Annotated in this window: 22 protein-coding genes; 12 read left to right on the forward strand and 10 right to left on the reverse strand. The window is 67.4% G+C overall.

The window, feature by feature from the left end:
- Window positions 1–8: 8 nt before the first annotated feature.
- Window positions 9–1,013, reverse strand: a complete 1,005-nt coding sequence (locus ACIGKQ_RS09575) for an enoyl-CoA hydratase/isomerase family protein (protein ID WP_396573402.1) — start codon at window positions 1,011–1,013, stop codon at window positions 9–11.
- A gap of 199 nt (window positions 1,014–1,212) precedes the next feature.
- On the opposite strand from ACIGKQ_RS09575, the gene ACIGKQ_RS09580 reads away from it, so the two are divergent.
- The 3 genes from ACIGKQ_RS09580 (at window position 1,213) to ACIGKQ_RS09590 (ending at window position 4,524) form a co-directional block, all read left to right on the forward strand.
- Window positions 1,213–2,769 (forward strand): ABC-F family ATP-binding cassette domain-containing protein, encoded by a 1,557-nt coding sequence (locus ACIGKQ_RS09580; protein ID WP_266059720.1) that lies wholly within the window; start codon window positions 1,213–1,215, stop codon window positions 2,767–2,769.
- A 23-nt stretch (window positions 2,770–2,792) separates the two neighbouring features.
- On the forward strand, window positions 2,793–3,527 hold the full coding sequence (locus ACIGKQ_RS09585; protein WP_235725318.1) for an alpha/beta fold hydrolase: 735 nt from the start codon (window positions 2,793–2,795) through the stop codon (window positions 3,525–3,527).
- Between the two features lie 151 nt (window positions 3,528–3,678).
- A complete protein-coding gene (locus tag ACIGKQ_RS09590; protein WP_235725363.1) occupies window positions 3,679–4,524 on the forward strand; it encodes an SGNH/GDSL hydrolase family protein in 846 nt (281 codons plus the stop codon).
- Window positions 4,525–4,534: 10 nt separating this feature from the next.
- Here ACIGKQ_RS09590 and ACIGKQ_RS09595 read toward each other — a convergent pair whose 3' ends face one another.
- The gene (locus ACIGKQ_RS09595; protein ID WP_266059723.1) at window positions 4,535–6,361 is read right to left on the reverse strand and encodes an ABC-F family ATP-binding cassette domain-containing protein; all 1,827 of its coding nucleotides are present in this window, start codon (window positions 6,359–6,361) and stop codon (window positions 4,535–4,537) included.
- 109 nt (window positions 6,362–6,470) lie between these two features.
- On the opposite strand from ACIGKQ_RS09595, the gene ACIGKQ_RS09600 reads away from it, so the two are divergent.
- Entirely contained in the window at window positions 6,471–7,211 is a 741-nt protein-coding gene (locus ACIGKQ_RS09600; RefSeq protein ID WP_372512275.1) for a glycoside hydrolase family 25 protein, read from the forward strand.
- 4 nt (window positions 7,212–7,215) lie between these two features.
- On the opposite strand, the gene ACIGKQ_RS09605 is transcribed toward ACIGKQ_RS09600, so the two are convergent.
- The 5 genes from ACIGKQ_RS09605 to ACIGKQ_RS09625 all read right to left on the reverse strand — a co-directional run bounded on the left by ACIGKQ_RS09605 (window position 7,216) and on the right by ACIGKQ_RS09625 (window position 12,079).
- Window positions 7,216–8,151: a 4-(cytidine 5'-diphospho)-2-C-methyl-D-erythritol kinase gene (locus ACIGKQ_RS09605; protein WP_235725316.1), complete on the reverse strand. Its 936-nt coding sequence runs from the start codon at window positions 8,149–8,151 to the stop codon at window positions 7,216–7,218.
- Window positions 8,152–8,205: 54 nt separating this feature from the next.
- Window positions 8,206–9,099 (reverse strand): 16S rRNA (adenine(1518)-N(6)/adenine(1519)-N(6))-dimethyltransferase RsmA, encoded by an 894-nt coding sequence (gene rsmA, locus ACIGKQ_RS09610; RefSeq protein WP_266059725.1) that lies wholly within the window; start codon window positions 9,097–9,099, stop codon window positions 8,206–8,208.
- On the reverse strand, window positions 9,063–10,184 hold the full coding sequence (locus ACIGKQ_RS09615) for a transglycosylase family protein (protein WP_396573406.1): 1,122 nt from the start codon (window positions 10,182–10,184) through the stop codon (window positions 9,063–9,065). Before ACIGKQ_RS09615 ends, rsmA begins: the two co-directional genes overlap by 37 nt.
- A gap of 141 nt (window positions 10,185–10,325) precedes the next feature.
- Window positions 10,326–11,237: a TatD family hydrolase gene (locus tag ACIGKQ_RS09620; RefSeq protein ID WP_266059727.1), complete on the reverse strand. Its 912-nt coding sequence runs from the start codon at window positions 11,235–11,237 to the stop codon at window positions 10,326–10,328.
- The gene (locus ACIGKQ_RS09625) at window positions 11,234–12,079 is read right to left on the reverse strand and encodes a PhzF family phenazine biosynthesis protein (protein WP_266059729.1); all 846 of its coding nucleotides are present in this window, start codon (window positions 12,077–12,079) and stop codon (window positions 11,234–11,236) included. The genes ACIGKQ_RS09620 and ACIGKQ_RS09625 overlap by 4 nt, the downstream gene beginning before the upstream one ends.
- 178 nt (window positions 12,080–12,257) lie before the next feature.
- Between ACIGKQ_RS09625 and ACIGKQ_RS09630 the strand changes: the two genes are divergently transcribed.
- The 7 genes from ACIGKQ_RS09630 (at window position 12,258) to ACIGKQ_RS09660 (ending at window position 21,406) form a co-directional block, all read left to right on the forward strand.
- Window positions 12,258–13,172 (forward strand): oxygenase MpaB family protein, encoded by a 915-nt coding sequence (locus ACIGKQ_RS09630; RefSeq protein ID WP_266059907.1) that lies wholly within the window; start codon window positions 12,258–12,260, stop codon window positions 13,170–13,172.
- Window positions 13,173–13,400: 228 nt separating this feature from the next.
- Complete coding sequence (locus ACIGKQ_RS09635; RefSeq protein ID WP_266059731.1) at window positions 13,401–14,102, forward strand: GntR family transcriptional regulator; 702 nt, start codon at window positions 13,401–13,403, stop codon at window positions 14,100–14,102.
- 80 nt (window positions 14,103–14,182) lie between these two features.
- A complete protein-coding gene (locus tag ACIGKQ_RS09640; protein WP_235725309.1) occupies window positions 14,183–14,893 on the forward strand; it encodes an HAD family phosphatase in 711 nt (236 codons plus the stop codon).
- An 11-nt stretch (window positions 14,894–14,904) separates the two neighbouring features.
- The gene (locus ACIGKQ_RS09645; RefSeq protein WP_235725361.1) at window positions 14,905–17,244 is read left to right on the forward strand and encodes a glycoside hydrolase family 65 protein; all 2,340 of its coding nucleotides are present in this window, start codon (window positions 14,905–14,907) and stop codon (window positions 17,242–17,244) included.
- A 77-nt stretch (window positions 17,245–17,321) separates the two neighbouring features.
- A complete protein-coding gene (gene metG / locus ACIGKQ_RS09650; RefSeq protein ID WP_235725308.1) occupies window positions 17,322–18,899 on the forward strand; it encodes a methionine--tRNA ligase in 1,578 nt (525 codons plus the stop codon).
- Window positions 18,896–20,101, forward strand: a complete 1,206-nt coding sequence (locus ACIGKQ_RS09655; protein ID WP_235725307.1) for an aminodeoxychorismate synthase component I — start codon at window positions 18,896–18,898, stop codon at window positions 20,099–20,101. The genes metG and ACIGKQ_RS09655 overlap by 4 nt, the downstream gene beginning before the upstream one ends.
- Before the next feature lie 123 nt (window positions 20,102–20,224).
- On the forward strand, window positions 20,225–21,406 hold the full coding sequence (locus ACIGKQ_RS09660; protein WP_396573409.1) for a transcriptional regulator: 1,182 nt from the start codon (window positions 20,225–20,227) through the stop codon (window positions 21,404–21,406).
- Here the strand turns inward: ACIGKQ_RS09660 and rsmI are convergent.
- Window positions 21,306–22,205: a 16S rRNA (cytidine(1402)-2'-O)-methyltransferase gene (rsmI, locus tag ACIGKQ_RS09665; RefSeq protein ID WP_268900493.1), complete on the reverse strand. Its 900-nt coding sequence runs from the start codon at window positions 22,203–22,205 to the stop codon at window positions 21,306–21,308. The two genes, ACIGKQ_RS09660 and rsmI, sit on opposite strands and share 101 nt — an antisense overlap.
- Window positions 22,206–22,243: 38 nt before the next feature.
- Here rsmI and ACIGKQ_RS09670 point away from each other — a divergent pair, with 38 nt between their 5' ends.
- Window positions 22,244–23,848 carry a dolichyl-phosphate-mannose--protein mannosyltransferase gene (locus tag ACIGKQ_RS09670; protein ID WP_372475275.1) on the forward strand — a complete coding sequence of 535 codons (1,605 nt, stop codon included), beginning with the start codon at window positions 22,244–22,246 and terminating at the stop codon, window positions 23,846–23,848.
- Between the two features lie 30 nt (window positions 23,849–23,878).
- On the opposite strand, the gene ACIGKQ_RS09675 is transcribed toward ACIGKQ_RS09670, so the two are convergent.
- The gene (locus ACIGKQ_RS09675; protein ID WP_235725305.1) at window positions 23,879–24,244 is read right to left on the reverse strand and encodes a GntR family transcriptional regulator; all 366 of its coding nucleotides are present in this window, start codon (window positions 24,242–24,244) and stop codon (window positions 23,879–23,881) included.
- 2 nt (window positions 24,245–24,246) lie between these two features.
- Entirely contained in the window at window positions 24,247–25,482 is a 1,236-nt protein-coding gene (locus ACIGKQ_RS09680) for an arginine deiminase (protein WP_235725304.1), read from the reverse strand.
- Between the last annotated feature and the right edge of the window lie 32 nt (window positions 25,483–25,514).

A 25,514-nucleotide genomic window follows, 5' to 3' on the forward strand; every position in this document is an offset into this window, starting at 1 on the left:
CGAGCGGCTCAGGCCGCTCCCACGATGCGCGCCACCGATTCCGGATCGACGTCATCGATGGATGCCGGATCGAATCGGGGCCGACGATCCTTGTCCACGAGGACGGCGCGCACACCTTCGGCGAAGTCGGCGGTCGCGGTGATCTGCTCGGCGGCATGCAATTCGCGCTCCAGGCATTCGTCGAGCACCGAATGCGCACCGGCGGTGAGCATTGCCGCGGTCACCCAGAGACTCGTCGGTGACGCCTGTTCGATCATGTCGACCATCCGCTCGGCCCACGGGTCGCCGAGGGCACCCCGCAAACCGCCGACGATGCCGGTGACGTTGTCGTCGACGAAGTACTCCTTGATCTTGGCCAGCGGCAACTCCGCGGCCGGACGATGCCGCCGACCACCGAGGACATCGATCAGCGGCACCCCGGTGCGGATTTCCTCGGTGACGTCGTCGATCTCTGCCGAATCGACGAAATGCGTTGCCATACCGACCTCGACGGCATCGGCGCCACCGATCCGTGAGCCGGTCAGCCCGAGCCACATGCCCACTCCGTCCGGTAGCCGGGGCAGGAAGTAGGTGGAACCGACATCGGGGACGAACCCGATCGCGGTCTCCGGCATGGCGAGTACCGCCCTCTCGGTCACCACGCGTACCTCTCCGTGCACACTGATGCCGAGTCCACCCCCCATCGCCGCGCCGTCGATCACACCCACATACGGCTTGGGATACTCGGCCACGAGCTGATCGAGCCGGTACTCACTCGCGAAGTAGTGGCTCACCGCGTCTGCCTGTCCCGCCAGCGCATGGTCGCGGATCGCGCGGATGTCGCCGCCGGCGCAGAAAGCGCGTTCGCTCGCCGAGGTGACCAGGACCGTGTCGATGCCGTCGTCGTCTCCCCAGTCCGACAACACTCGGTACATGTCGTCGATCATGGTCTGATCCAGCGCGTTGAGGGCGGCAGGCCGGTCGAGAACGATCTCACCGACCCGGTTGACGATCGATGTGCGGATGAACGACATATCGGCCACGTTAGCGTCTCGGTCGGCAGAAAAGAGTTGGCGTCTTCCGGACCTGCGGCGCTATCGTGAGGTCATCGGCATCACGCCACCACCGACAACGAGGAGTGTTCACCGGTCATGAACCGCTGAGGTCGGCCCGACTCGCCCGCGTGCTCATCACGCCACGCCGGCTACCGTTCACCACCTCAGGGAGCTCTCCATGACCGCATCCACCCATCAACCGTCGCCGGCCGTCACCCTGTCCGACGTCTCGTTCGCGTGGCCCGACGGCACCGTCGTTTTCGACCATCTGACGATGCACGTCCCCACCGGGGTCTGCTCACTCGTCGGAGCCAATGGCGCCGGGAAGTCCACCCTGCTGCGATTGATCGCCGGCGACCTCGTGCCGCGCACCGGCAGCGTCACCGTGGCCGGAGACGTCGGTGTGGTGACGCAGCATCCCCACGATGCACCCGAACGCACCATCGCCGCGGTGCTCGGCGTCGACGCCATCCGAGACGCGCTGCGACGCATCGAGAGCGGTTCTATCGACGAACACGACTTCGCGGTCGTCGGCGATGACTGGGACATCGAGGAACGGGTCGCAGCGAGCCTGGACGCGCTGGGGCTGCCCACCGACACCGATCGCACGGTCCGTTCGTTGTCGGGAGGAGAGGCGACGTTGCTCGCGATCGTCGCCGAGCTCATCCGACGCCCGTCGATCTTGCTGCTCGACGAACCGACGAACAACCTGGACACACCGTCGCGCGCCCGCCTCTTCGACGCGTTGGACCGATTCGGGGGCACGGTCATGGCGGTCAGCCATGACCTCGAGCTACTCGAACGGACCGATTCGACACTGGAGTTGTATCGGGGCTCGGTACGCGTGTTCGGCGGCCCCTACTCGCTGTATCGAGAGACCCTCGACGCCGAGCAACAGGCAGCCGAGGCCGCAGTCACCAACGCAGCCTCCGACCTGCGCAAACAGCGCCGTGAACTGAAGGAGGCGCAGATCAAGCTCGACCGGCGGGCCCGAACGGCCGCCACGGCCGAACGGGAGAAGCGGGTACCGAAGATCGTCGCCCACCTGCGCCGGGACGCCGCACAGGTGTCGGCGGGAAAGCTGCGAAACGCCCACCGCGACGATGTATCCGCCGCATCGGAGCGACTCGACACCGCACGCGACGGGGTGCGCGACGACCGCACCGCCCGCATCGTGATGCCCGTGGCGCAGGTGGCGACCCGGGCCCGCATCGTCGACGACGACCAGCTGACGATCGACGGACCGGAGCGGGTCGCGCTGGTGGGCGCCAATGGCTCGGGAAAGACCACGTTGATCGCCGAGTTGATCACCGATGGACGCATACTGGCTCCGTATGCGTATGTGCCGCAGCAGATCACCTTCGCCGACCCCCGGCAGGGCATCGCCGACGCGATTGCCGTCACGCACCCGCAGGTCGACGAACAGACGATCCGCGCGCATCTCGCCCGATTCTTGTTCCGCGGCAAGCGTGCCGACCGAGCTCTCGGTGAGTTGTCCGGCGGTGAGCGGCTACGGGTGGCCATGGCGATGTCGCTGCTGGCCGATCCCGTCCCCGCACTGCTGATACTCGACGAGCCCACCAACAACCTCGACGTCGACACCACCGAAGAGCTCGTCGCGGCCCTGCGGCAGTGGCAAGGTGCGCTGCTGGTGGTGTCGCATGACCACGGGTTCCTGGACCGGATCGGCATCGACCGGAGCGTCGAGCGGCCCGCCGGCCGCGACAAGCCGTGACGCCCACGGCATACTGGCCTCCGATGAGCGCAGCGCAGGAAGTCTCACCTACTCCCGTGGTCTGTGTCCACGGACTCCGAGTCAGCGGCTCGGCCCTCCACCGCATCGCGGCCGGTATCACCGACCGCCCGGTGGCCACCCCCGATCTCCCCGGGCACGGAACGCGAGCCGACGAACGATTCGACATCGACGGCGCGGTGCAGGCGGTGCTCGACGCCATCGATTCACTCGGCAGACCTGCGGTGGTCGCCGGTATGTCGCTCGGCGGCTACGTCGCGATGGCCACGGCCGGCCGCCACCCCGATGCGGTGGCCGGACTGGTGGTGATGTGCGCGACCGCGCAGCCCAGCCGTCTGCTCGCCTCCCCCTTCCGCGCCTTCGGCGCCGCGACGAGCGTCCTGCCCCGGCAGGCGGCGGCGATCAGCAAGGCCCTGACCCGGATGGCCGTGGGTGGTCAGGTCGCCCGTGACATGGAGGCCGGCGGCCTTGCGCTGCACTCCATTCGCGATGTCGTCGACGCCCTGGCCGATCTCGATGCGCTGAGCGAGGTCGCACAGTATCCGGGTCCGATCGAGTTTCTCAACGGCGGCTGGGACCAGTTCCGCATCCATGAGCGGCGCTTCGCCTCTGTCTCACCGCTGGCGCAGGTGCACGTGGTTCCGCGGGCCAGCCACCTGTTCCCGTTGATCCAGCCCGCCGAGACGGCCGCGATGATCACGCGATTCGCCCACCGGTGCGACGCGTTGCGAACCGTGTGACCCCGCGGCGGATCCGGATTACGGCCGCGCGAACGAAGTGATGTCCCCTACAATCCCAAAGAACATTCAGGGGGTTGCACCACACATGGTTTCTCGTCACTTGCCCACCATCCCGGCCGGGAGGCGGCGAGCCCGCCTCGTGCTGACGTCGATGCTGTTGGCGGTCGTGCTGCTGACCGGTCTGAGCACCGTGGTGGCTCCGGCGGCGGATGCGACACCGGCTCGCTACACGGGTGGCACCTACGTCGCGATGGGCGATTCCCGCGCGTCCGGCGGCTTCTTCTCCCCTACCCCCGACTACTTCCTGGGCTGCAAACGCTCGGCGTTCAACTATCCGGCGATAGTCGCGGTGATGACGTTACCGCGCCGGTTCATCGACACCTCGTGTGCCGGCGCGCAGGCGCCGGATCTCTACCGCACCACCCAACGCACCAACCGTGGAACCAAGCCACCCCAAGCACACCTGGTACCGCGTGATGCACAGGTCATCACGGTCAGCATCGGTGGTAACGACATGCGCTGGGGTGCGATCCTGGTCCACTGCAACACGACACCGCTCAACGATCGTCGGTGTCGACACAATCCGCGCCTCGAGAACGAGGTTCGATGGCGGATCGCGCGGATGGAGAACCGCGTGCGCCCCGCGCTGCGGGCCATCCGCGCCAAGGCGCCCCACGCCCAGATCATCGTCGTCGGCATCGGCGGGTTCATGGGCAGTCACGGTTGCTGGCCGATGGTGCCGATCAGTGATCCCGACGTCCGATGGATGAATCGGGTGTTCGACCGCGCCGGTGATGCATTGCGGCGGGCGACGTCCACGGTCGGCGGGACATTCATCGACGCCAACCGCCGATCGGCCGGTCACGACCCGTGCAATCTGATCGCCCCCTGGTATGAGAGCTCACTGTCCAACGGCAGTCTGGCCTACCCTTATCACATCAACCAGCAAGGCGCCGTGGCGATTGCAGCGATGGTCAACGGCGCCATCCGTCGCTGACCACCGGCGCTCACTCGACTTTCTCCGCGGCGTCGAGCCACTCGGCCTCGGCAGCTTCCTTGTCGGCAACCACCTGACGCAGTTCGGAGTTGAGCTCCTGAAGGCGTTCGGGATCGGTGGCCGCCTCGGCCAGCGAGACGTGCAGCTTTTCCTCACGTTTGGTGAGCTGATCCATCTGGCGCTCAAGACGATTCATCGTCTTGCGTGCCTCGCGGTGTTCGGCGGCGCTGACGGTCGGCGTGGCCACCGCAGATGCCGTCGCACCGACGTCTACGGAATCCGCCTCCGACGCGGACGACTTCTTGGGGCGTGCTGCGGTGGAACCGATCTCGCGACGACGCCGTAGATACTGTTCGATGCCGCCGGGCAGATTGGTAAGCGCGCCGTCGCCGAACAGCGCCCACGTGCTGTCGCAGATTCGCTCGATGAGATAGCGATCGTGGCTGATGACGACCAAGGTGCCCGCCCAACTGTCGAGCAGGTCCTCGAGTTGCTGCAGGGTGTCGATGTCGAGGTCGTTGGTGGGCTCGTCGAGCAGCAGGACGTTGGGCTCGGCCATCAACACCCGCGTAATCTGGAGGCGTCGACGTTCCCCGCCGGAGAGATCGCCCACCGGTGTGCGCTGCCGCGCCGGGCTGAACCCGAGCCGTTCGGCGAGCTGCGATGCCGACATCTCTTTGTCGCCCACCATGATCCGCGTGGCCACATCCTCCACCGCGTCGAGCACCCGCTGGTCCTCGTCGAGGTCGTCGAGCTCCTGGCGCAGCCATCCGATCGTCACCGTGGTGCCCTCGACGCGGCGCCCGGGGGCCACGTCGACCTCTCCGGCCAAGGCGCGCAGCAGGGTCGTCTTACCCGAACCGTTGACCCCGACCAGGCCGATGCGCTCGCCGGGCGCCAGCCGCCAGGTCAGATCGTCCACCAACGTCTCACCGGCGGGTGTGGCGATCCGGGCGTCCTCCAGCTCCACCACCACTCGTCCGAGCCGGCGCTTGGCGAACGCCGACAGCGTCACGCTGTCCCGCGGCGGCGGGACGTCGGCGATGAGCCGTTCGGCGGCCTCGATCCGGTAGCGCGGCTTGGATGTACGCGCGGGCGGTCCACGTCGAAGCCAGGCCAGTTCCTTGCGGGCGAGGTTGCGGCGACGCTCTTCGGCGGCGTCGGCGAGCCGGGATCGTTCGGCGCGCGCGAAGATCCAATCGTTGTAGCCACCCTCGTACTCGTCGACGCCACCCGAGTGCACTTCCCAGGTCCGGGTGGCGACGGTGTCGAGGAACCACCGATCGTGGGTGACCACGACGAGGGCACTGCGGCGCGCCACGAGGTGCTCGGCGAGCCACTGCACGCCCTCGACATCGAGATGGTTGGTCGGCTCGTCGAGGATCAACAGGTCGGCCTCCGAGATCAGCGCGGCTGCCAGTCCCACCCGACGGCGTTGCCCGCCGGACAGTTCGTCGACCTTGGAATCGAGCAGCTCATCGACGCCGATGCCCGCGAGAATGCCCCGGATCCGGGGATCGCCCGCCCACTCGTGGACTGCGACCTGCGGTCCGCCGACCACCACGTCGGACACGGTCGCGCCGGCCGGCAGCTCACCTCGCTGGGTCACCGTGGCGACGCGGATGTCGCCGGCGCGTGAGACCCGCCCACTGTCCGGTTCGGTGATTCCACCGAGGATCTCCAGCAACGTGGTCTTGCCACCACCGTTGAGTCCGACGACCCCGATCCGCTGGCCTTCGTGAACGCCGAGGGACACCGAGTCCAACAACGGCTTGATGCCGTAGCTCTTGCTGATTCGGTCCGCGTTGATCAGCGCGACGGGATTTGCGGGTGCCACTCGGATGACCCTAGCAACGGACCCTCGGTGACCGGCGACACCGCCCGGGCATCAGATCCAGTCGACAAACATTCTGCGCGATCCTGCATCGATGCAATAGCGTGGAGCCGTGATCCTCCGGCGACTGATCGTGGCCACGGTGACCGCGGCCTCCGTCGGACTCTGCGCTGCGATGACGGATTCGCCGCAGGCCGGTGCCGCCCCACAGGTAGGGCCGGACGTGTCCAGTCATCAGCATCCCGACGGCGCGGCCATCAACTGGTTCGCGGTGCGCGCCTCCGGACAGCAGATGGCCATGGTGAAGGCCACCGAGTCCACGTGGTACGTGAACCCGCATTTCGTGCCCGACAGTCTGGCGATTCGCGCTGCAGGTCTCATCCGCGGCACCTACCACTACGCCGATCCGAGCCGGCCGGCCGGACAACAGGCACTCTTCTATGCCGCGACAGTGCTCGGCCAGAACGGCATTCTGGACCTTCCGCCGGTACTCGACCTCGAACACTCCGGCGGCCTCGGCCCGCGCGCGCTGGCCGCCTGGGTCCGCGAGTTCTTCGCTGTCCTCGAGCCGTTGACCGGGCGAAAGACGATCCTCTACACCTACCCGAACTTCTGGAACACCGCGATGGGTGCCACCCGGGAGTTCGCCGACCACCCGCTGTGGATCGCCTCGTACAACGGCGCCGCGGCACCGCAGATGCCCCGTGGGGGTTGGCGGACATGGACCTTCTGGCAGTTCACCAGCTCGGGTCGACTACCCGGTGTGTCCACTCCGGTGGATCTCAACCGATACAACGGATCCGTCGCTTCGCTGCGCGCCTACGGCAACGCCATCAACGTCTTCGGCAGTTGACTGGTCAGGCCGACAGAATCCGGGCACCGGGGACCGGCCCGGTGGCGGTGCGTACCGCACGAGCCACCCCGGCACCGGACAGTTCCGCGGCGACGTCGACCGCCGACGTCTCGTCGGCGCACAGAAAGGCGCAGGTGGGCCCCGACCCGGAGACGATCCCGTTGAGCGCACCCGCATCGATACCTGCGCGCAAGGTGCGCCGCAGTACCGGCTGCAGGCTCAGCGCGGCGGGTTGGAGATCGTTGTGCAGCAGCGGTGCCACGGTATGCGGATCGCCCGAGGTGAGCGCGGCCATCAGGTCATCGGGTCGCCGCGCCGCGACATCGGTGTCGGCGCGGTTGTCCCGCAGTCGATCGAGTTCGCGGTACACGGCGGGCGTGGACAGTCCCGATCGTGCGATCGCGAGCACCCAGTGGAATTCACCGCGGGCGAGGATCGGCATCAATTGTTCGCCGCGACCGGTTCCCAACGCCGTCGCACCGTGCAGGGCGAAGGGCACGTCACTACCGAGACCGGCCGCGATCTCGGTGAGTTCGTCACGCCCGATGTCCAGTCCCCACAGATTCACGGCCCCGACCAGGGCGCCGGCGGCGTCGGCACTTCCGCCGGCCATTCCGCCGGCCACCGGTATCCGCTTGTCGATGTCGATGGCGACCCGCGGGCTCCGGTCGGCGCGCCGCGCCACCTCGGCCACCGCACGGGCCGCGAGATTGGTGCTGTCGCCGGGTACGTCGGCGGACCCTTCCCCGCGGGTGGTCACCCGGAGCTCACCGGCGGGGCTCAGCCGCACATCGTCATACAGCGACAGCGCCTGATACACCGTGACCAGATCGTGGAATCCGTCATCGCGTAGCGGACCCACGCCGAGGTGCAGATTGACCTTGGCCGGCACCCGCACGGTGACCGCATCGGACACCACCGACAACGACGCTCGAGACACAGGTAATCAGGGTAATCGAGAGGGCATCGCGGGTCGCGGACGCCGACGCGGCGATCAGGAGGCGTCGACGGCCGCCAGCCGGACGAAGTCGTCGATGTCGAGGCGTTCACCACGGATGCCGGGATCGATGCCGGCGGCCCGGAGTCGTCGTTCCGCCTCCACCGCGCCGCCGGCCCAGCCGGCCAGCGCCGAGCGCATCGTCTTGCGGCGCTGCGCGAACGCCGCGTCGATCACCGCGAACACGCTGCGCCGCACTCCCGGGTCGTCGGGGTGGGCTTGGGTGCGATCGATCCGGACCAGGCCGGATTCGACCTTCGGCTCAGGCCAGAAGACGTTGCGTCCGACGGCGCCGGCGCGGCGGACGGTACCGAAGTAGCGGGCCTTCACGCTCGGCACCCCGTAGACCCGGCCACCGGGCCCGGCGGCCAGCCGGTCGGCCACTTCTGCCTGCACCATCACCAGAGCAGTTGCGATGGTCGGGAATTCGGCCATCAGGTGCAGGAGCACCGGAACGGCGACGTTGTAGGGCAGGTTCGCGACGAGCGCGGTCGGGGCGACGGGGAGATCGGCCTGCCCCACGGTCATGGCGTCCGCGGTGACGACGGTGAAGCGATCCGCCTGCACCGGTGCGAACTCCTCGATGGTGGCGGGGAGCCGGGCGGCGAGGACGGGGTCGATCTCGACGGCGACCACGCGCCCGGCCGCGCCGAGCAACGCCAGGGTCAGCGACCCGAGGCCGGGCCCGACCTCGAGAACGGTGTCGTCGACGCCGACACCGGACTCGGCGACGATGCGCCGCACCGTGTTGGCGTCATGGACGAAGTTCTGCCCCAACGTCTTGGTGGGGCGCACCCCGATCTCCGCGGCCAGTGTGCGGATCTGGGCGGGCCCGAGGAGGCGTGGTGAGTCGCTCAGCGCAGTCCCAGCTTCGATGAGCAGGACGGCCATGCGCCCCACCCCTGGGCTGCCTGGGTCTTCTTGGCGATGGCGATCTGCTCCTCGCGGGATGCGAGGTCGGCACGCGGGGCATACTCGGTGCCACCCCACCGTTCCCAGGTGTTCTGGTCGAACTGCACGCCGCCGTAGAACCCGTTGCCGGTGTTGATCGCCCAGTTGCCGGTGGCTTCACACTGCGCCAGCGCATCCCAGACCGAACCCGAAGGGACGAACGGTGCGCCGGGCTTGGTGCCGATGCGGACGGTGGCGGCCAGTGGTTCGGTGAGCATTTCGGAGTCGAGCTTCTCGCGCTTGACGACCTTGCCGTTGACCGTGGTGACCGAATAGGTGACCTTGGCCTCACCCGGTTTGCCCGGGTTGACGACGACCTTGCGATCGCGGACCAGGTTGGGGTCCTCCTTCTCGATCTCCGGCGGGGCCACATCCTCGGTGACGGTCGAGTCCGCGGTGCGGATACGGGTCACCGTGATCTTCATGTTCTCGGTGACCGGAGTGTCGGCGGCGGGTTCCACCTCGTCGTCACCGGACAATGGTTTGCCGGTCTCGGCGAGGAGTTCACCGACGGTCTTGGCCGCGACGACCGGACGGAAGCTCGTCACGCCGTCGGTCAGCCGAACCGGCTTGGGAGTGGTGACGTCGACGACCGCGCCGTCGACCGGCAACGCGTTGCCGCTCGGGAAGTTCGTGTCGGTGGCGGTGTCGGTGAGCCCCTGCTCGGTGAGCAGGTCATCCAGGTCGGCGGCGGTCGTCTCGACCATCTGCCGTTGCCCGTCGACGTCGAGGGCCACTTCCTTGAGCCGGTTGAAGGTGATGGTCTGTCCGTCACCGACCCCGGCGTCGAGCGGCGGGGAGACGTGGTCACCGGACTCCGGGTCGAAACCCTGCGACCGCAGCACCGAGTCGACCGACATCGACATGGTCGAGACGTTGCGGACCTGACCGTCGACGTTGAGCTCGACGTCCTTGTGCATTACGACACCCATGACGCCGCCCGCGGTGAGGGTGGTCAGCACGGCGCCGACAGCGACCCGCGCACGGGTGGACTTCGAGTTGTTGATGTGGGCGAGGAGAGACAAGGCGGAACATCCTGGTCGGGGACAATTGCGTCCGCACTGCGCTCATCAGCGACCCCGAAACCCCCGGACGGCACAGCCCTCTCTGGCCGGAATCGCTGCCCCCAGGCAGCGGGATCACAATACGATAACGAACGGGCGTGATTACCGCAAAGGCAGTCGGTAGACGCGTCGTGCGTTGGCGCCCAGGATTCGCGCCATCGCCGCATCGTCGACACCCCGGACCTCGGCCAGCGCGCGGGCCGTATACGGCAGGCAATAGGACTGATTTGGCTGGCCACGATAGGGATGCGGCGTCAGAAACGGCGCATCGGTCTCTACCAGGACCTGCTCATCGGGCACGATTTCGGCGGCCACACGCAGTTCGGCGGCGTTGGCGAAACTCACAGTGCCGGCGAAACTCAGGACGTAACCGCGATCGACGCATTCCTGTGCAACGTTTCGGTCACCGGAGAAGCAGTGCATGATCACGGTCTCTGGCGCCCCCTCCGCGGCGAGGATGTCGAGCAGATCGGCGTCGGCCTCGCGGTTGTGGATCATCAACGGCTTGCCGGTGCGCTTGGCGAGGTCGATGTGCCACCGGAACGCCTCGGCCTGTACATCGGGCGCAGCACAGTCGTCGGACCGACTCGGCCAATAGTGGTCCAGGCCGGTCTCCCCCACTGCGACGACCCTCGGGTCCGCCAGCATCCGCTCGAGTTCGGCCTTCGCGTCGTCGTCGAGTTCGCCGGCATGCGTCGGGTGCAGGGCCACCGCGGCAAACGCCCGGTGGTCCCATGCAGCGGCCTCGACGGCCCACCGCGCATCGATCATGTCGTCGGCGACCGTGATCACCTGCCCGACGCCGACCTGTTCGGCGTGATCGAGGATCGCGCGCACCGATTCCGGGTCGCGGCCGCCGCATGCGGCCAGGTGGGTGTGTGCGTCCACCAGCCCCGGCAGCGGCACCGGGTCCGGCGGTGGTTCCCGCCGACGACGTTTGCGTGCGGCCTTGTTGCTCTCGGTAGCGGCGACTCCGGCGGCTTCCGCGTCGGCGATCTCGGCTGTCTCGCTCACAGCACCACTGTGCCAGCGATGACCGTGGTGGTCGCACCGCCCACCCAGATGTCGGTACCGTCGTCGGAGACGTGAACGCGCCCTGCCCGGTCCAGCGCGGTGCCCTGAGCGGTGACGTAGCCGGCGGGCGCACGGCCTGCCTGGCGCAACCAGACGGCCAGGCCCGCGTTCAGACTCCCGGTCACCGGGTCCTCGGGAATGCCGCTACCGGGAACGAACGCGCGGACCTCGAACAGCACCTCGGGTTCGTCGGGCAAACCGCCCGAGTACGGGCCGATCAGGCCCACGTCGTGTGTGCCGAGCGCGGCCATGTCGGGTCTGACCTTTAGCACCCGGCCCCCGGACGGCAGCAGCAATGCCAGGAAATCGGGGCCGTTGGAGACCCATTCGGCCGCGATCACCTCGTCGGGGTCGAGGCCGAGCGCATCAGCCACCGACCGCACCGTCGCCTCGTCGACGGGTCCGGAGCGGATGCGGGGCGGGGCGACGAACGCCAGTCGACCCTGCTCCGACCGGATGGACACCAGCCCGACGCCGCATTCCTGCACGATGCGGTCACCACTCGGCACGCCGCCGGCCTCCAGCCACGCGTGGGCCGAGCCGAGGGTGGGATGCCCGGCGAACGGAAGTTCACCGGATGGGGTGAAGATGCGCAGACGATAGTCGGCGGCGGGATCGCTCGGCGGCAGCACGAACGTCGTCTCCGAGAGGTTGGTCCAGCGCGCGAACGAGGCCATCTGCTCGTCGGTCATCCCCTCGGCATCGAGTACGACCGCGACCGGGTTGCCGCGGACGGGCACGGTCGAGAAGACATCCACCTGAGCGAAGCGACGAGTCGTCATCGCTCCATCCTCACGATCCGGCCATCGCACATCCAGTTCTTTATCCAGCGCCGATGGCCGGTTTCGCGGTTTCAGGTTTCATATATGAAACCTGGTGGGATAACCTGCCAGGTACGCGACATAGATCACAGTCACGGTCGGGGTGACTGTGCGGTATGCAGAACAGGGGGGCCACATCATGTCGGGGCGATATCTGGCGTCCATGGCGGACACCACACCGGAGCTGACGAACGCACAGACGCGGATCACGATCCCCGCGCGTAGGCAACGGGTGACCACCGGTCGCAAGCCTGCACGAATTCAGGAGGCGGTCGACTTCTGGGCCTTCGCCGGCGCAGCGGCCAATGTGGTCATGCAGCTCGGGTGGCCCGAGGTCGCCTACGGCGTGATGGAGAGCAAGGTCGAGTCCGGTTCGCTGATGAAACATCCGTGGAAACGGGCGCGCACCACCGCGCAGTACCTGTCGGTGGCGATCCTCGGCGACGACGAGGAGAAAGCGGCCTTCCGGGACGCGGTCAATGCCGCCCATCGACACGTCCGCTCGGACGAGAAGAGCCCGGTGGCATACAACGCATTCGATCGCGAACTCCAGATGTGGGTCGCGGCATGCTTGTTCGTCGGGATCGAGGACACCCATCAACTGCTGCACGGGATCATGAGCCCGGCCGACGCTGAGGAGTTCTACCAATCGGCCAAGACTCTGGGGACCACGCTGCAGGTGCCCGACGACATGTGGCCGGCCACCCGAACCGAATTCGATCACTACTGGAACGTCGCCAGCGGTCGCGTCGCCATCGACGAGACGACGAAACGGTTCCTCAACGATCTAATCGACCTGCGGATGATCAGTCCGGCGCTTCGGGTCCCATTCGCCCCGCTGTTGCGCTTCCTGACGATCGGGACCCTTCCGCCGCTGTTCCGCGAGCAACTCGGACTCGAGTGGAGCGCGCGAGACCAACGACGTTTCAACCGACTCTTCGCGACAGTTTCCACCGCCAACCGCGCGTTGCCGAAGCCGATCCGGTTCGGCGGGAACCGCCTGCTGATGCGCGACCTGCGCCTTCGCATCAAACACGATTGGTCGGTGGTCTGACACCGGGCGGCCCTGCAAAGGGCGCTATGTCCGGCAGTCCTCGATCGATCCAGCAGATCTCGACGACCCACCGAACTCGATCACCCATTCGGGCGCCGGAAAAAGTACCGTTGTCGATGGACCCGTGGTCGCCGGGCGACGACGGGCGCAACGGCGATGCACGACGGCGGCATCACGAGTGAAAGAGAAGTTCGTGGATCACGATTCCCGCGACGGGCAGCAGACGGCATGAGTCGCGTGTCGCTACGCCGCACCCAGCTCACCGACGAGGTGGCCGATCATCTGCGCAACCGGATCATGACCGGCAGCCTCCGTCCCGGCGAGTACATCCGCCTCGATGACACCGCGTCCACGCTCGGCTGCAGTGTCACGCCGGTGCGCGAGGCGCTGGTGACCCTGCGCGGCGAGGGCCTGGTCAGATCGTCGCCACATCGCGGATTCATCGTCGAGCCGCTCAATCGCGGCGACATCATCGACATCTTCTGGATCCAGGCCGAACTCTCCGCACGGTTGGCCTGCCACGCCGTCGACAACTCTGAACTCGGGGTGCATCTGGCCGAGATGCAGACCATCGTCGATCAGCTGGAGCTGGCGGTGGACACCGGTGACGACGCGCAGGTACTCAATCGGGAGTACGCATTCCATCGTCAGGTGAACCTAGCCGCCAACAGCAAGAAACTCGCGTGGTTCGTGTTCTCGGCCAGCAAATACAACCCCTACGACCTCTACGCCCGCGATACCGAGTGGGGGCACGAGGCGGTCGCCAGTCATCGCCGCCTGATCGACTACTTGCGATCGGGCGACACCCGAGCGATTCGCGAGGAGATCCACACCCAATTCGCCGACGCGCGCGACCGATTGGTGCAGCGGTTGGAGTCGATCGGTTTCTGGGACAACATCGATTCCGACACCGCCGCCTCCTCCGCCTGAGTCACGGCCCGCACGTGCGCTGAGTCCGAATACCCGCGCACAGCGCGCCAGCACCCGCTCGGACAGGTAGCGTTCGTGGGGTGTTGGGTTTGCCAGAAAGCACCTCGGTCGCACTGTTCGATCTCGACGGTGTGCTGACGTCCACAGCCGTCCTGCATCGCGACGCATGGAAGCAGGCGTTCGATGCCTTCCTCTCCGAACGGGATCCCGAGAACTTCGAACCGTTCACCGAGCAGGACTACCTCGACCACGTCGACGGCCGACCGCGCGACGACGGTGTGCGCGCATTCCTGCGGTCGCGCGGGATCGACGACGTCGATGACGACACCGTCGCCGCGATCGGGAACGGCAAGAACGCGATGTTCGTGTCGACCCTGGAGACCAACGGTGTCGATCCCTACCCTGGGTCGGTGCGATACCTCGAAGCAGCCCGGACCGCCGGCCTGCGGATCGCCGTGGTGACGTCGTCGAAGAACGGAGCAGCTGTGTTGGATGCGGCCGACCTGACGAAGTTCGTGGAGGTGAGGGTGGACGGCCTCGACATCGTGTCGCGCGGACTGCGCGGTAAGCCGGCGCCCGATTCCTTCCTGCTCGGCGCCGAACTCATGGGGGTGACCCCCGATGAGGCCGTGGTGTTCGAGGATGCGATCTCCGGTGTGCAGGCGGCCGTGGCCGGAAAGTTCGGCTATGTCGTCGCGATCGACCGGGTCGGCGGCGGACAAGCCGCAGCGATGCGCACGGCAGGTGCCGACCGGGTCGTGACCGATCTCGACGAGTTGGTCTCCGCGTGAGCCCGGGCGCCATGGAACACGGGTTCGACGTCCACCCGTGGCAGCTGCGCTGGCGTGGCGTCGACGTCGACATGCTGGGTCGCACCGAGACGCTGTTCGCACTGTCCAACGGCCACATCGGTTTACGAGGCACGTTCGAAGAGGGCGAGCCGATCGACCACCCGGGGACCTATCTGAACGGTTTCTACGAGCTGCGCGGACTGCCCTATGCCGAAAGCGGCTACGGCTACCCGGAATCCGGGCAGACCGTGGTGAACGTGACCGATGGCAAGATCATCCGGTTGCTCGTGGAGGACGAGCCGATGGATCTGCGCTACGGCCGCACCGTCGAACACGAACGAACGCTGGATTTCCGCACGGGCACACTGCGCAGGCACACCCTGTGGACCTCGCCGACCGGCCGCACGGTCCGCATCCGCTCCGAACGGCTCGTCTCCTTCACCAAGCGCACCATCGCTGCCATCCACTATGAGGTGGAGCCGATCGACGAGGACATGAAGCTGGTGCTGCAGTCGGACCTGCTCGCCAACGAGCCGGTGCCGGCGCCGGGCAACGATCCCCGGCTCGCGGCCGCGCTCGAGGCCCCGCTGGTCTCCGACCTCTCGGCGTGCCGCAACTACTGGGGCATGCTGGTTCACCACACCAAGCAGTCGGGTCTGCACATCGCGGCCGGAATGGATCACGAGATCGAGTTCCCCGACCGCGCCGACGCCTTCATCCGCGCAGACGACGACCTGGCCCGCCTGACCGTGGCGGCGAACGTCCCGCAGGGCACCAAGCTGTCGCTGACCAAGTACATGGGTTACGGCTGGTCGGCGCGCAGATCGGTACCGGCCCTGCGCGCGCAGGTCGACGCCGCCCTGGCGATGGCGATGGAAACCGGTTGGGAGGCACTCAAAGCCGACCAGATCGAGTATCTGGAGGACTTCTGGCGCGACGCCGACGTGGAACTCGACGGCGATCCCGAACTGCAGCAGGCGGTGCGTTTCGCGCTGTTCCACGTGCTGCAGGCCGGTGCGCGCGGCCAGTCCCGTTCGATCCCGGCGAAGGGCCTGACCGGTCCCGGCTACGACGGCCACACCTTCTGGGACACCGAGAGTTTCATTTTGCCGATGCTCACCTACACGGTGCCCGCCGCGGCCGGCGAGGAGCTGCGTTGGCGGCACTCCACAATGGACAAGGCCAAGAGTCGCGCGGCCGAACTGGGACAACGTGGTGCCATGTTCCCATGGCGATCAATCAACGGCGACGAGTGCTCGGGGTACTGGCCGGCGGGCACGGCAGGCGTGCACGTGAGCGCCGACATCGCCAACGCGACGGCCCGGTATCTGCGCGCCACCGACGACGAGCAGTTCGAGACCGAGTGCGGCGTCGAACTGCTCGTGGAGACCGCCCGGCTGTTCGCGGGTCTGGGACACCACGACGTGAACGGCAAGTTTCGTATCGACGGCGTGACCGGCCCGGATGAGTACACCGCGGTGGTCAACAACAATGTGTTCACCAATCTGGCTGCGCAGCAGAATCTTCGGGATGCGGTGGCCGCTGTGCACCGACGACCCGACCTGGCGCGCGAATACGGGGTGACCGACGCCGAGGCCGCCCACTGGGAGTCCTGTGCCGACGACATGTCGATCCCGTTCGACGACGCCCTCGGCGTCCATCAACAGTGCGAATCATTCACACTGCTCGGCGCATGGGATTTCGAGTCGTCGGTGGGGCGTTACCCGCTGCTGTTGAACTACCCGTACTACGACCTCTACCGCAAACAGGTTGTCAAGCAGGCCGACCTGGTGTTCGCCATGTACATGTTCGGGGCGGCGTTCACCCCGGAACAGAAGCTGCGCAACTTCGACTATTACTATCCGTTGACCGTGCGGGACTCGTCGTTGTCGGCGTGCTGTGAGGCGGTGGTCGCCGCCGAAGTCGGCTACCTCGACCTGTCCTACGACCTGATGTGCGAGTCGGTGTTCACCGACCTGCACGATCTGCACAACAACGTGTCGAGCGGGTTGCACATCGCAGCGCTGGCCGGCGCGTGGACCGACTGCGTCGCGGGGTTCGGCGGGATGCGTGACTTCGGCGGCCAGATCACCTTCGCGCCGCGGTTGCCGAGTCGTCTCACCTACCTGTCGTTCCGGATGGCGGTCGGCGACTCGAAGATCGTCGTCGCGATGGATCGCGACAGTGCCACCTATCGGCTGCTGTCAGGCCCCTCGATCGACCTCGCCCATCACGGCGAGAAATTCTCCCTGCACGAGGCACATCCGGTCACCAAGGAGATACCCGAACTTCGCAAGCGTGACGCACCGAAGGCCCCACCGGGCTGCGAGCCGTACCGTCGCAACGAGTGAGCAGGCGACGACCGGGATCCGTCGATGGCGGTACGGGCGATGCGCGAGACAGGCCACCAAGTATCCTTGGCGACACCATGACCGACTCGACCCGCACCGAATCCGCTGATCACGCCTCATATGGCGCCGGCCGGCCGTACTACATCACCACGGCCATCGCCTATCCGAACGGCGTCCCGCACATCGGCCACGCCTACGAGTACATCTCGGCCGACGCCCTCGCCCGATTCAAGCGTCTCGACGGCTATGACGTCCGCTTCCTCACCGGCACCGACGTGCACGGCCAGAAGATGCAGCAGACAGCGGCAGCCGAAGGCATCGCCACCGCGGAGCTCGCCGACCGCAACTCAGACCGGTTCCAGGCCCTGCAGGAGCGGCTCGGGTCGAGCTTCGACCGCTTCATCCGGACCAGCGACGCCGACCACAAACGCGCATCGGAAGCCATCTGGCAGCGGATGACCGACGCGGGCGACATCTATCTCGACACGTACTCCGGCTGGTACGACGTCCGCGACGAACTGTTCTACAGCGACGCGGACACGACGATCGCCACGGACGGCAGCCGGGTCGCCACCGACAATGGGCACGTCCTGACCTGGACCGAGGAACAGACCTATTTCTTCCGGCTCTCGGCATATCAGGACAAGTTGCTCGACCTGTTCGCGACCAACCCGGAATTCCTCGGGCCCGAGGCCCGCCGCAACGAGATCGTGAGTTTCATCAAGGGCGGTCTCACCGATCTGTCCATCTCCCGCACCACTTTCGACTGGGGTGTTCCGGTCCCCGGTCATCCCGAGCACGTGATGTATGTGTGGGTCGATGCGCTCACCAACTATCTGACCGGTGTCGGATTCCCCGACGACGAGGCCGCATTCGACCGGTACTGGCCCGCCGATCTGCACGTCATCGGCAAGGACATCATCCGGTTCCATTGCGTCTACTGGCCGGCATTCCTGATGAGCGCAGGTATCGATCTGCCCAGACGGGTGTTCGCCCACGGCTTCCTGTTCAATCGCGGGGAGAAGATGAGCAAGTCGGTCGGCAACGTCGTCGACCCGGATGTGCTGATCGACGAGTTCGGCCTCGATCCGGTCCGGTACTTCTTCCTGCGTGAGTTCTCCTACGGGCAGGACGGTTCGTACTCCACCGAGGCCATCATCAGTCGGATCAACGCCGATCTCGCCAACGAGTTCGGCAATCTCGCCCAACGCACGCTGTCGATGATCGGCAAGTACTTCGACGGTGCAGTGCCTGCGGCCGGTCCCCGCACCGACGAGGATGCGGCGCTGCTGGACCGGGTCGCGCAACTCCTCCCCCGGGTCCGCGATCACTTCGACGCACAGGCCATCCACCTCGGCATCGAGGCCCTGTGGTCGGTACTGGCCGAGACCAACCGCTACATCTCCGCCAACGAGCCGTGGAAGCTCGCGAAGACCGACCTCGAGCGCACGGCGACCGTGCTCTACGTCTGCGCCGAGGTGGTTCGCGTGGTGGCCCTGCTGGCCCAGCCGGTGATGCCCGCCTCCACCGGTCGCATGCTCGATCTGCTCGCGGTTGCTGACGACGAACGACAGTTCAGCGCGGTCGACGACCATCTCGTCGCCGGTACCGCTCTGCCCAAGCCGGCGCCGATCTTCCCGCGTCACGAGGCGTGACCACCCCGGCGCTCGATGTTCTGCGTGCGCTGCACGCACATACGGCCGCGGCCGGAATGCCACCACCGGCCGCGCTCGTCGGCGACTGGTGGGATGCCGACGCGGTCATCGCACCGTCGATCCGACTGCGACCGGGATTCGCCCCGCCCGATGACCCGGACCGTTTCTGGCTCGGCTATCTCGGCTTTCCGGTACGCGCCACCGAGTCGCCGCTGCCACCGGCCGTGGGTGGGATGACCGACGAGATCCTGGTGTTGCGCGAGGGCCGCTGGACCCACCAGCACGTCGACGGAGCGGCGTGCGCGTCGTGGATCGCGAACGCGCTGGACTCCGGCCCGACCAATGCCGACCCAGAAAATGCCACCGCGGCCTGGTCGGCGCGGTGGCAACCACCGGCACGCGAACCCCATCTGGCCGCCATCGATGCCTGTCTCGAGGCGATCCGCGCCGGTGAGGTCTACCAGGCCTGCGTGTGCACCCACTTCACGGGCGTCGTCACCGGCGAACCACTCGAGTTCTTCGGCGACATCACGGCCGCCACTCTTCCCGCGAAAGCCGCTTTCCTACAAGGAACGTGGGGGACGGTGGCAAGCTTTTCACCCGAGTCGTTCCTGCGCCGGACCGGCAACCTCGTCTCGTCGGCACCCATCAAGGGCACTCGGGCAGCCTCTGCCGACCCGAGCTCACTGGCCGACTCAGCCAAGGACGTCGCCGAGAACGTCATGATCGTCGACCTCGTCCGCAACGACCTGGGCCGGCTCGCGCGTACCGGATCGGTGCGTGTCGCCGATCTGCTGTCGGTGGTCGCCGCGCCCGGGGTGTGGCATCTGGTCTCGCGGGTGGAGGCGCTGGTCGATCCCGGGGTGGGCAACACCGAGTTGCTGCGGGCTACCTTCCCACCGGCGTCGGTCACCGGTACGCCCAAGTTGCGCGCGATGGAGTTGATCGCCGACTGGGAGCAACAGGCGCGTGGCGTGTATTGCGGCGCAGTCGGAATGGCCGGGCCGGGCCACGCGCTCGATCTCAATGTCGCCATCCGGACCGTCACGGTGACCCCCGACGGATCGGCCGCTCTCGGTGTCGGCGGTGGCATCACCATCGATTCCGACCCGCACCACGAATGGCAGGAGTGCCTCGACAAGGCTGCCAGCATCGTCGGCGAGGTCGGTGGCCGATCCGGCCGAGCGAACTCCCTGCGATAGCATGTGAGAATGCGAGGTTCCATACTTCCCGGTACGGGAGGTACGGGGTCGGCTCGCGGTCGGGGTGATGAATCAGCGATAGAGGTCACTGCCGAATTGCCGGTGCCGACCGAACGTACCGAAGTGGCAGCGTCCTGGCGACGTGTCAGTGCGGCCGGCGCGCGGGCAGATCAGCATGCTCCGGTCCATCTCGAGACTTCCGACGTCGAGATCCGACAGGCGGCCAATCCGTTGGCTGTCGGGGTCGAACGGCTGCAGCAGATCTTTGCCGACAGCGCCGACGACTCCGAGCTGATGATGGGGGTGTTCGACGCCGATGGAGTGTTGCTGTGGCGCGGCGGAACCCAACGCTGGCTCGACGTCGCCGACACCCTGGAGTTGGTGGAGGGCAGCCGGTGGGACGAGCAGTCCACCGCCACCACCGCCGTCTCGTTGGTGATGACCGAACACCGCTCGATCCGGGTGTTCGGCACCGAACACTACAACCACGCGCTGCAGTCGCTGTACTGTGCCGCGGCCCCTGTCCACGACCCCCGGACCGGGGTCTTGACCGGCATCGTCGGCTTGGCCGGGCCGGCGACCGCAGTTCAGCCGTCCTCCACCGCCTTCGCCACCAGTCTCGCTGCGCTGGGTGAACACGAGATCGCCGCCGCCCACGCCCGTTCGCTCGCGGAACTGCGCCGGAGCGCCGGAGCGAGCCTCACCGGAATCCGCGGGCCCGCTCTGCTGGTCGATCGCGATGGATGGGTCGCCGACAGCCGGGGCTGCAGTTCGCCTGCGGCCGTCGCGGCACCGTCGGAGGACGTGCCGCAATTCGTCCCCGGCATCGGGAGCTGCATCGCCCAGCCGGTCGGCACCGGGTGGCTGTTGCGCCGCGTCGGTCCGGCGAACCCGATCGTGGCCTCACTCGACCTGCGTGGGGAACCGTCGCTGACCGTCGAAGGTGACGGCGACGAGTGGCGCACGGTGTTGACCCGACGTCACGCGCAGATCCTGCTCCTGCTGGCCGAGGCCGGTGATTCGGGTCTCACGTCGGCCCGACTGAGCCGACTGATATTCGGCGACACCGGCCACACGGTGACGGTGCGCGCCGAGATGTCCCGGTTGCGGCGTGCGGTGGGAGCCCTCATCACCAGCCGGCCTTACCGACTCGCACCCGGGGTCACCCTGCACGTCGCGACCGACCAACCCGACCAGGGCGCCGTCATCGATCGGGCTCCTGCCGACGCCGCTCCAGCACCGCCTGGTACACCTCACGTCGGGAAGCACCGCCGGCGTGGGTCACCTGCGCACACGCATCCTTGAGGCGCATGCCGCCGGCCACGAGGCGCTCGACCTCGTCGACCAGTTCGGTGGCGTCGGGCGCCCGCGCGATGGCTCCCTCGACGACCACGGTGATCTCCCCGCGCACGCCGTCGGATGCCCACTGCGCGAGTTCGGCCAGTGTGCCGCGGCGGATCTCCTCGTAAGTCTTGGTCAATTCCCGGCACACCACGGCGCGGCGATCGGGTCCCAGCACGTCGACCGCGTCGGCCAGGGTGTCGGCGAGCCGATGGGGTGAGTCGAAGAAGACGGTCGTGCGAGGCTGGTCGGCGAGGCCGGCGAGCCAGTCACGCCGCGCACCCGGGCGTCGGGGCGCGAAACCGTCGAAGCAAAAGCGCTCCGACGGCAGCGCCGACACCGCCAACGCCGTCGTCACCGCCGACGGCCCCGGTAGGCAGGTGACCCGAAGCCCGGCCTGCGCGCATGCGGCGACGATGCGGTAGCCGGGATCGCTCACCGAGGGCATGCCCGCGTCGGTGATCAGCAGCACTGTCGCCCCCTCGGAGACAGCGCCGACCAACCCGGGCGTGCGGGATGCCTCCACCTGGTCGTAGTAGCTCACCAATTTGCCGCCGATCGACACTTCCAGCGCGTTGGCCAACGCCCGGGCCCGGCGGGTGTCCTCCGCGGCCACGATGTCGGCCGACGCCAGCGCGGCGCGAAGTCGCGGCGAGGCGTCCTCGACCTGCCCCATCGGAGTCGCCGCCAACAACAGGCAGCCCTCATCGTCGTCGGATGGGTGTGGTGTCGGTGCGCCGGCCGGGTGTCGTCCTGCATTCATCATCAGTCAGCTTACGAGGGACCACTACGATCGATCGGGTGACCGACTCCGCCGTCCTCGACCGAGACTCACCGACCGACGGCGACCTCCCCGCACCTGTCGACCACGGCCGGGCCGAGGACCTGGGCACCGCGCCCGGCCCGTCGATCCCGACCCCGGTGTTCGGGGCCCCCGACCGCCGGCGCGGTCTGCTGGTCGGGGTGGTGATCGCGGCCGTGGCCACCATCACCCGGCTCTGGGGGCTGGCCCGGCCGACCGATCAGGGCACACCGGTCTTCGACGAGAAACACTATGTCCCCCAGGCCTGGCAGGTACTGACCGGCGGCAACTGGATCGAGGACAACCCGGCCTATGGGCTCGTCGTCCATCCCCCGGTGGGCAAATGGTTGCTCGCGGCCGGTGAGGCGATGTTCGGCTACGGGCCCGTGGGCTGGCGGATCGCCCCGGCTGTCGCCGGCATCGCCATCGTGGTGATGATCTACTGCACGGTTCGCCGTATGACGCGCTCGACGCTGGTCGGCGCCATCGCCGGGGTGTTCGCCATCTGCGACGGCGTGCTGTTCGTCCAGTCCCGGATGGGGATGCTCGACATCTTCCAGGCGGCGTTCCTGGTGGCGGCGTTCACCGCGCTGATCGCCGACCGTGATCAGGTCCGAGCCCGGATGCATCGGGTTTACGTTGAGGGCCGGATCACCGACAGCGCGTTCGGCCCCCGGCTGGGGTTTCGCTGGTACCGCTTCACCGCCGGGGTCATGCTCGGTCTGGCCTGCGGTACCAAGTGGTCGGGCGCGTACTTCGTGGTGTTCTTCGCACTCCTCGCAGTCGGTTTCGACGTGGCAGCGCGCAAGGCCTATCACGTACGACGCCCCTGGCTCGGGGTACTGCGGCGCGATCTGTTCCCGGCCGGGATGAGTCTCGCAGTGCTGCCCGTCGTCCTGTACTTTGTCACCTTCATACCCTGGTTCAACAGCGAGACCGCGGTCTACCGATACGAGGTGGGCAATCAGATCGGGGTCGGCGGCTCGTTCTCCTGGGTACCGGGCGCGTGGCGCTCGTTCTGGTTCTACGAATCGGGCATCCTGCAGTTCCACGCCGGCCTCACCAACTCGGCGGGAAACCACCACCCGTGGGAATCCAAGCCGTGGACCTGGCCGATGAGTTTGCGGCCGATGCTGTACGCCATCGAGAACGGCCCCGACCAGTGCGGGGCAGGCGAGTGCGTCCGCGCGCAGATGCTGATCGGGTCGCCCGCGATGTGGTGGTTGGCCCTGCCGATGGTGCTGTGGGGGTTGTGGTCATGGATCGTGCGCCGCGACTGGCGATATGCGGCGGTACTCACCGGCTACCTGGCCGGACTGCTGCCGTGGTTCGCCGACCTCGACCGCCAGATGTACTTCTTCTACGCAACGGTGATGGCACCATTCCTGGCGATGGGCCTGGCACTGGCCTGCGGCGACCTGCTCCGCACCGCAGGACGAACGGCCCGATGGCGCCCCGAACGCCGCACCCTGGCGGTGCTCGTCGTTGCCGTCTACGTGGCACTGGTGGTGGTCAACTTCATCTGGCTGTGGCCGATCCTCACGGCCAGTCCCATTTCGCCGGCGCAGTGGCAACAGCAGATCTGGTTGCCCAGCTGGGGCTGAGTGGTGCTGTTTACCGACGGGGCCACTGGGTCACCCGTTGACGACCTGACGCACCAGGGCCACGATGGCGTCGTCGTCGATACCCAGTTGCCGCAATGCTGCGACATGGTCCACGGTCGCCTGTTGGGCCCGGTCGCGGGCGGTGTCCTGTCCGGCCTTGATGAACGAACCGTGCCGACCACGGGTCTCGATGACCCCGGCGGACTCCAGTTCGCGGTAGCTCTTGGCCACCGTGTTGGGCGCCAGATCGAGATCGGCCGCCAACCGACGGACGGTCGGGATGCGTTGCCCCACCAGGAGGTCGCCGCGCCGGATGAGTTCGATGATGCCGCTGCGCACCTGTTCGAACGGCGGGCCACCGTCGGGATCGATCGTGAGACTCTCACCCAGATCCATTGTCAGGTCCCGCCCAGCTCGTCGCGGGCCAGCGGACACGACATACACCGCGGTCCACCGCGGCCCGACCCGAGCTCACGGCCCTCGATCTCGAACACCTCGATCCCCGAATCCCGCAGGCGGCGGTTGGTTTCCACGTTCCTGTTGTAGGACACCACGACGCCCGGGCTCAGCGCCAGCGTGTTGTTACCGTCATCCCACTGTTCGCGTTCGGCGGTCACCGGGTCGAGCCCAGTGTCGATGACCCGCAACTTCTCGATTCCCATCGCCTCGGCCGCCGCGTCCACAAAAGGGCGGGGCCCGGACACGCTCACCACGTCACCAACCGATCGGATCGTGAACGCCGACATCGTCTCGGCGATGTTCGGATACATCACCACCGCGTCGACGTCGACCATCGTGCACACCGTGTCGAGATGCATGAACGCACGGGCCTGTTCGATCGGGACCGCCAGCACGGTGTGCGCCAACTCGTCGTCGAAGAGGCTGCGGGCCAGCGCTTCCGCGCCGGCCGGGGTGGTTCGCTCCCCCACCCCCACCGCCACGACTCCCGGCGCGAGCAACAGCACGTCGCCACCTTCGACGGGAGCGACCTGCGATTCATAGGCGCGCCGCGCGCCCCGGAACCGCGGATGATGGGCATAGATGATGTCGGTCAACGACGTCTCCCGCACGCGCGCAGGAAGTGCCAGCGAGGTGATCGCGAAACGCGGACCGATCCAGAACGAACTGTCCCGGGTGAACAACAGATTCGGCAACGGTTCGATCGCGAACTCGGGGCCGTGGTGCATCCGTCGGACCAACGACGACGATGCGGCCGCCGGGGTCACCGGCAACTCGTCGAAGGTCATCCCGGCCGTCAGCACATGCGCGAGTTCGGCCGCCGGCAGACCCCGTAGGTGCGCGGCGAGGTCCTCGGCGAGGTGTGTCCCCAGCCGGCGCGGACTGACCGCCGAACTGATGCCCTGAATGCGCGCCGCGCCACTGTGTCCGATCGTCTCGGTCAGCAGGTCACCCAGCAGGTGAACGTCGACGCCGTTGGCCCGCAGCACGTCGGCGAAGGCATCGTGTTCTTCCTGAGCTCGCGCCACCCAGGGCAGCCCGTCGAAGAGCAACTGATCGTTGTTGCGCGGGGTCAGCCGGAGCAGTTCGTCGCCCGGACGATGCAGCATCACCGCACGCAGCCTGCCGACCTCGGACCGCGATCCCAGCGGGTAGTCGGCTGCCATAATGCTCATGGCTCAACGGTAGTTCGTCACCGGCGATCTCA

Origin of the sequence: Gordonia sp. NPDC062954, from assembly GCF_044543825.1 — a bacterium.
In the GTDB taxonomy this organism is placed as follows: domain Bacteria; phylum Actinomycetota; class Actinomycetes; order Mycobacteriales; family Mycobacteriaceae; genus Gordonia; species Gordonia tangerina.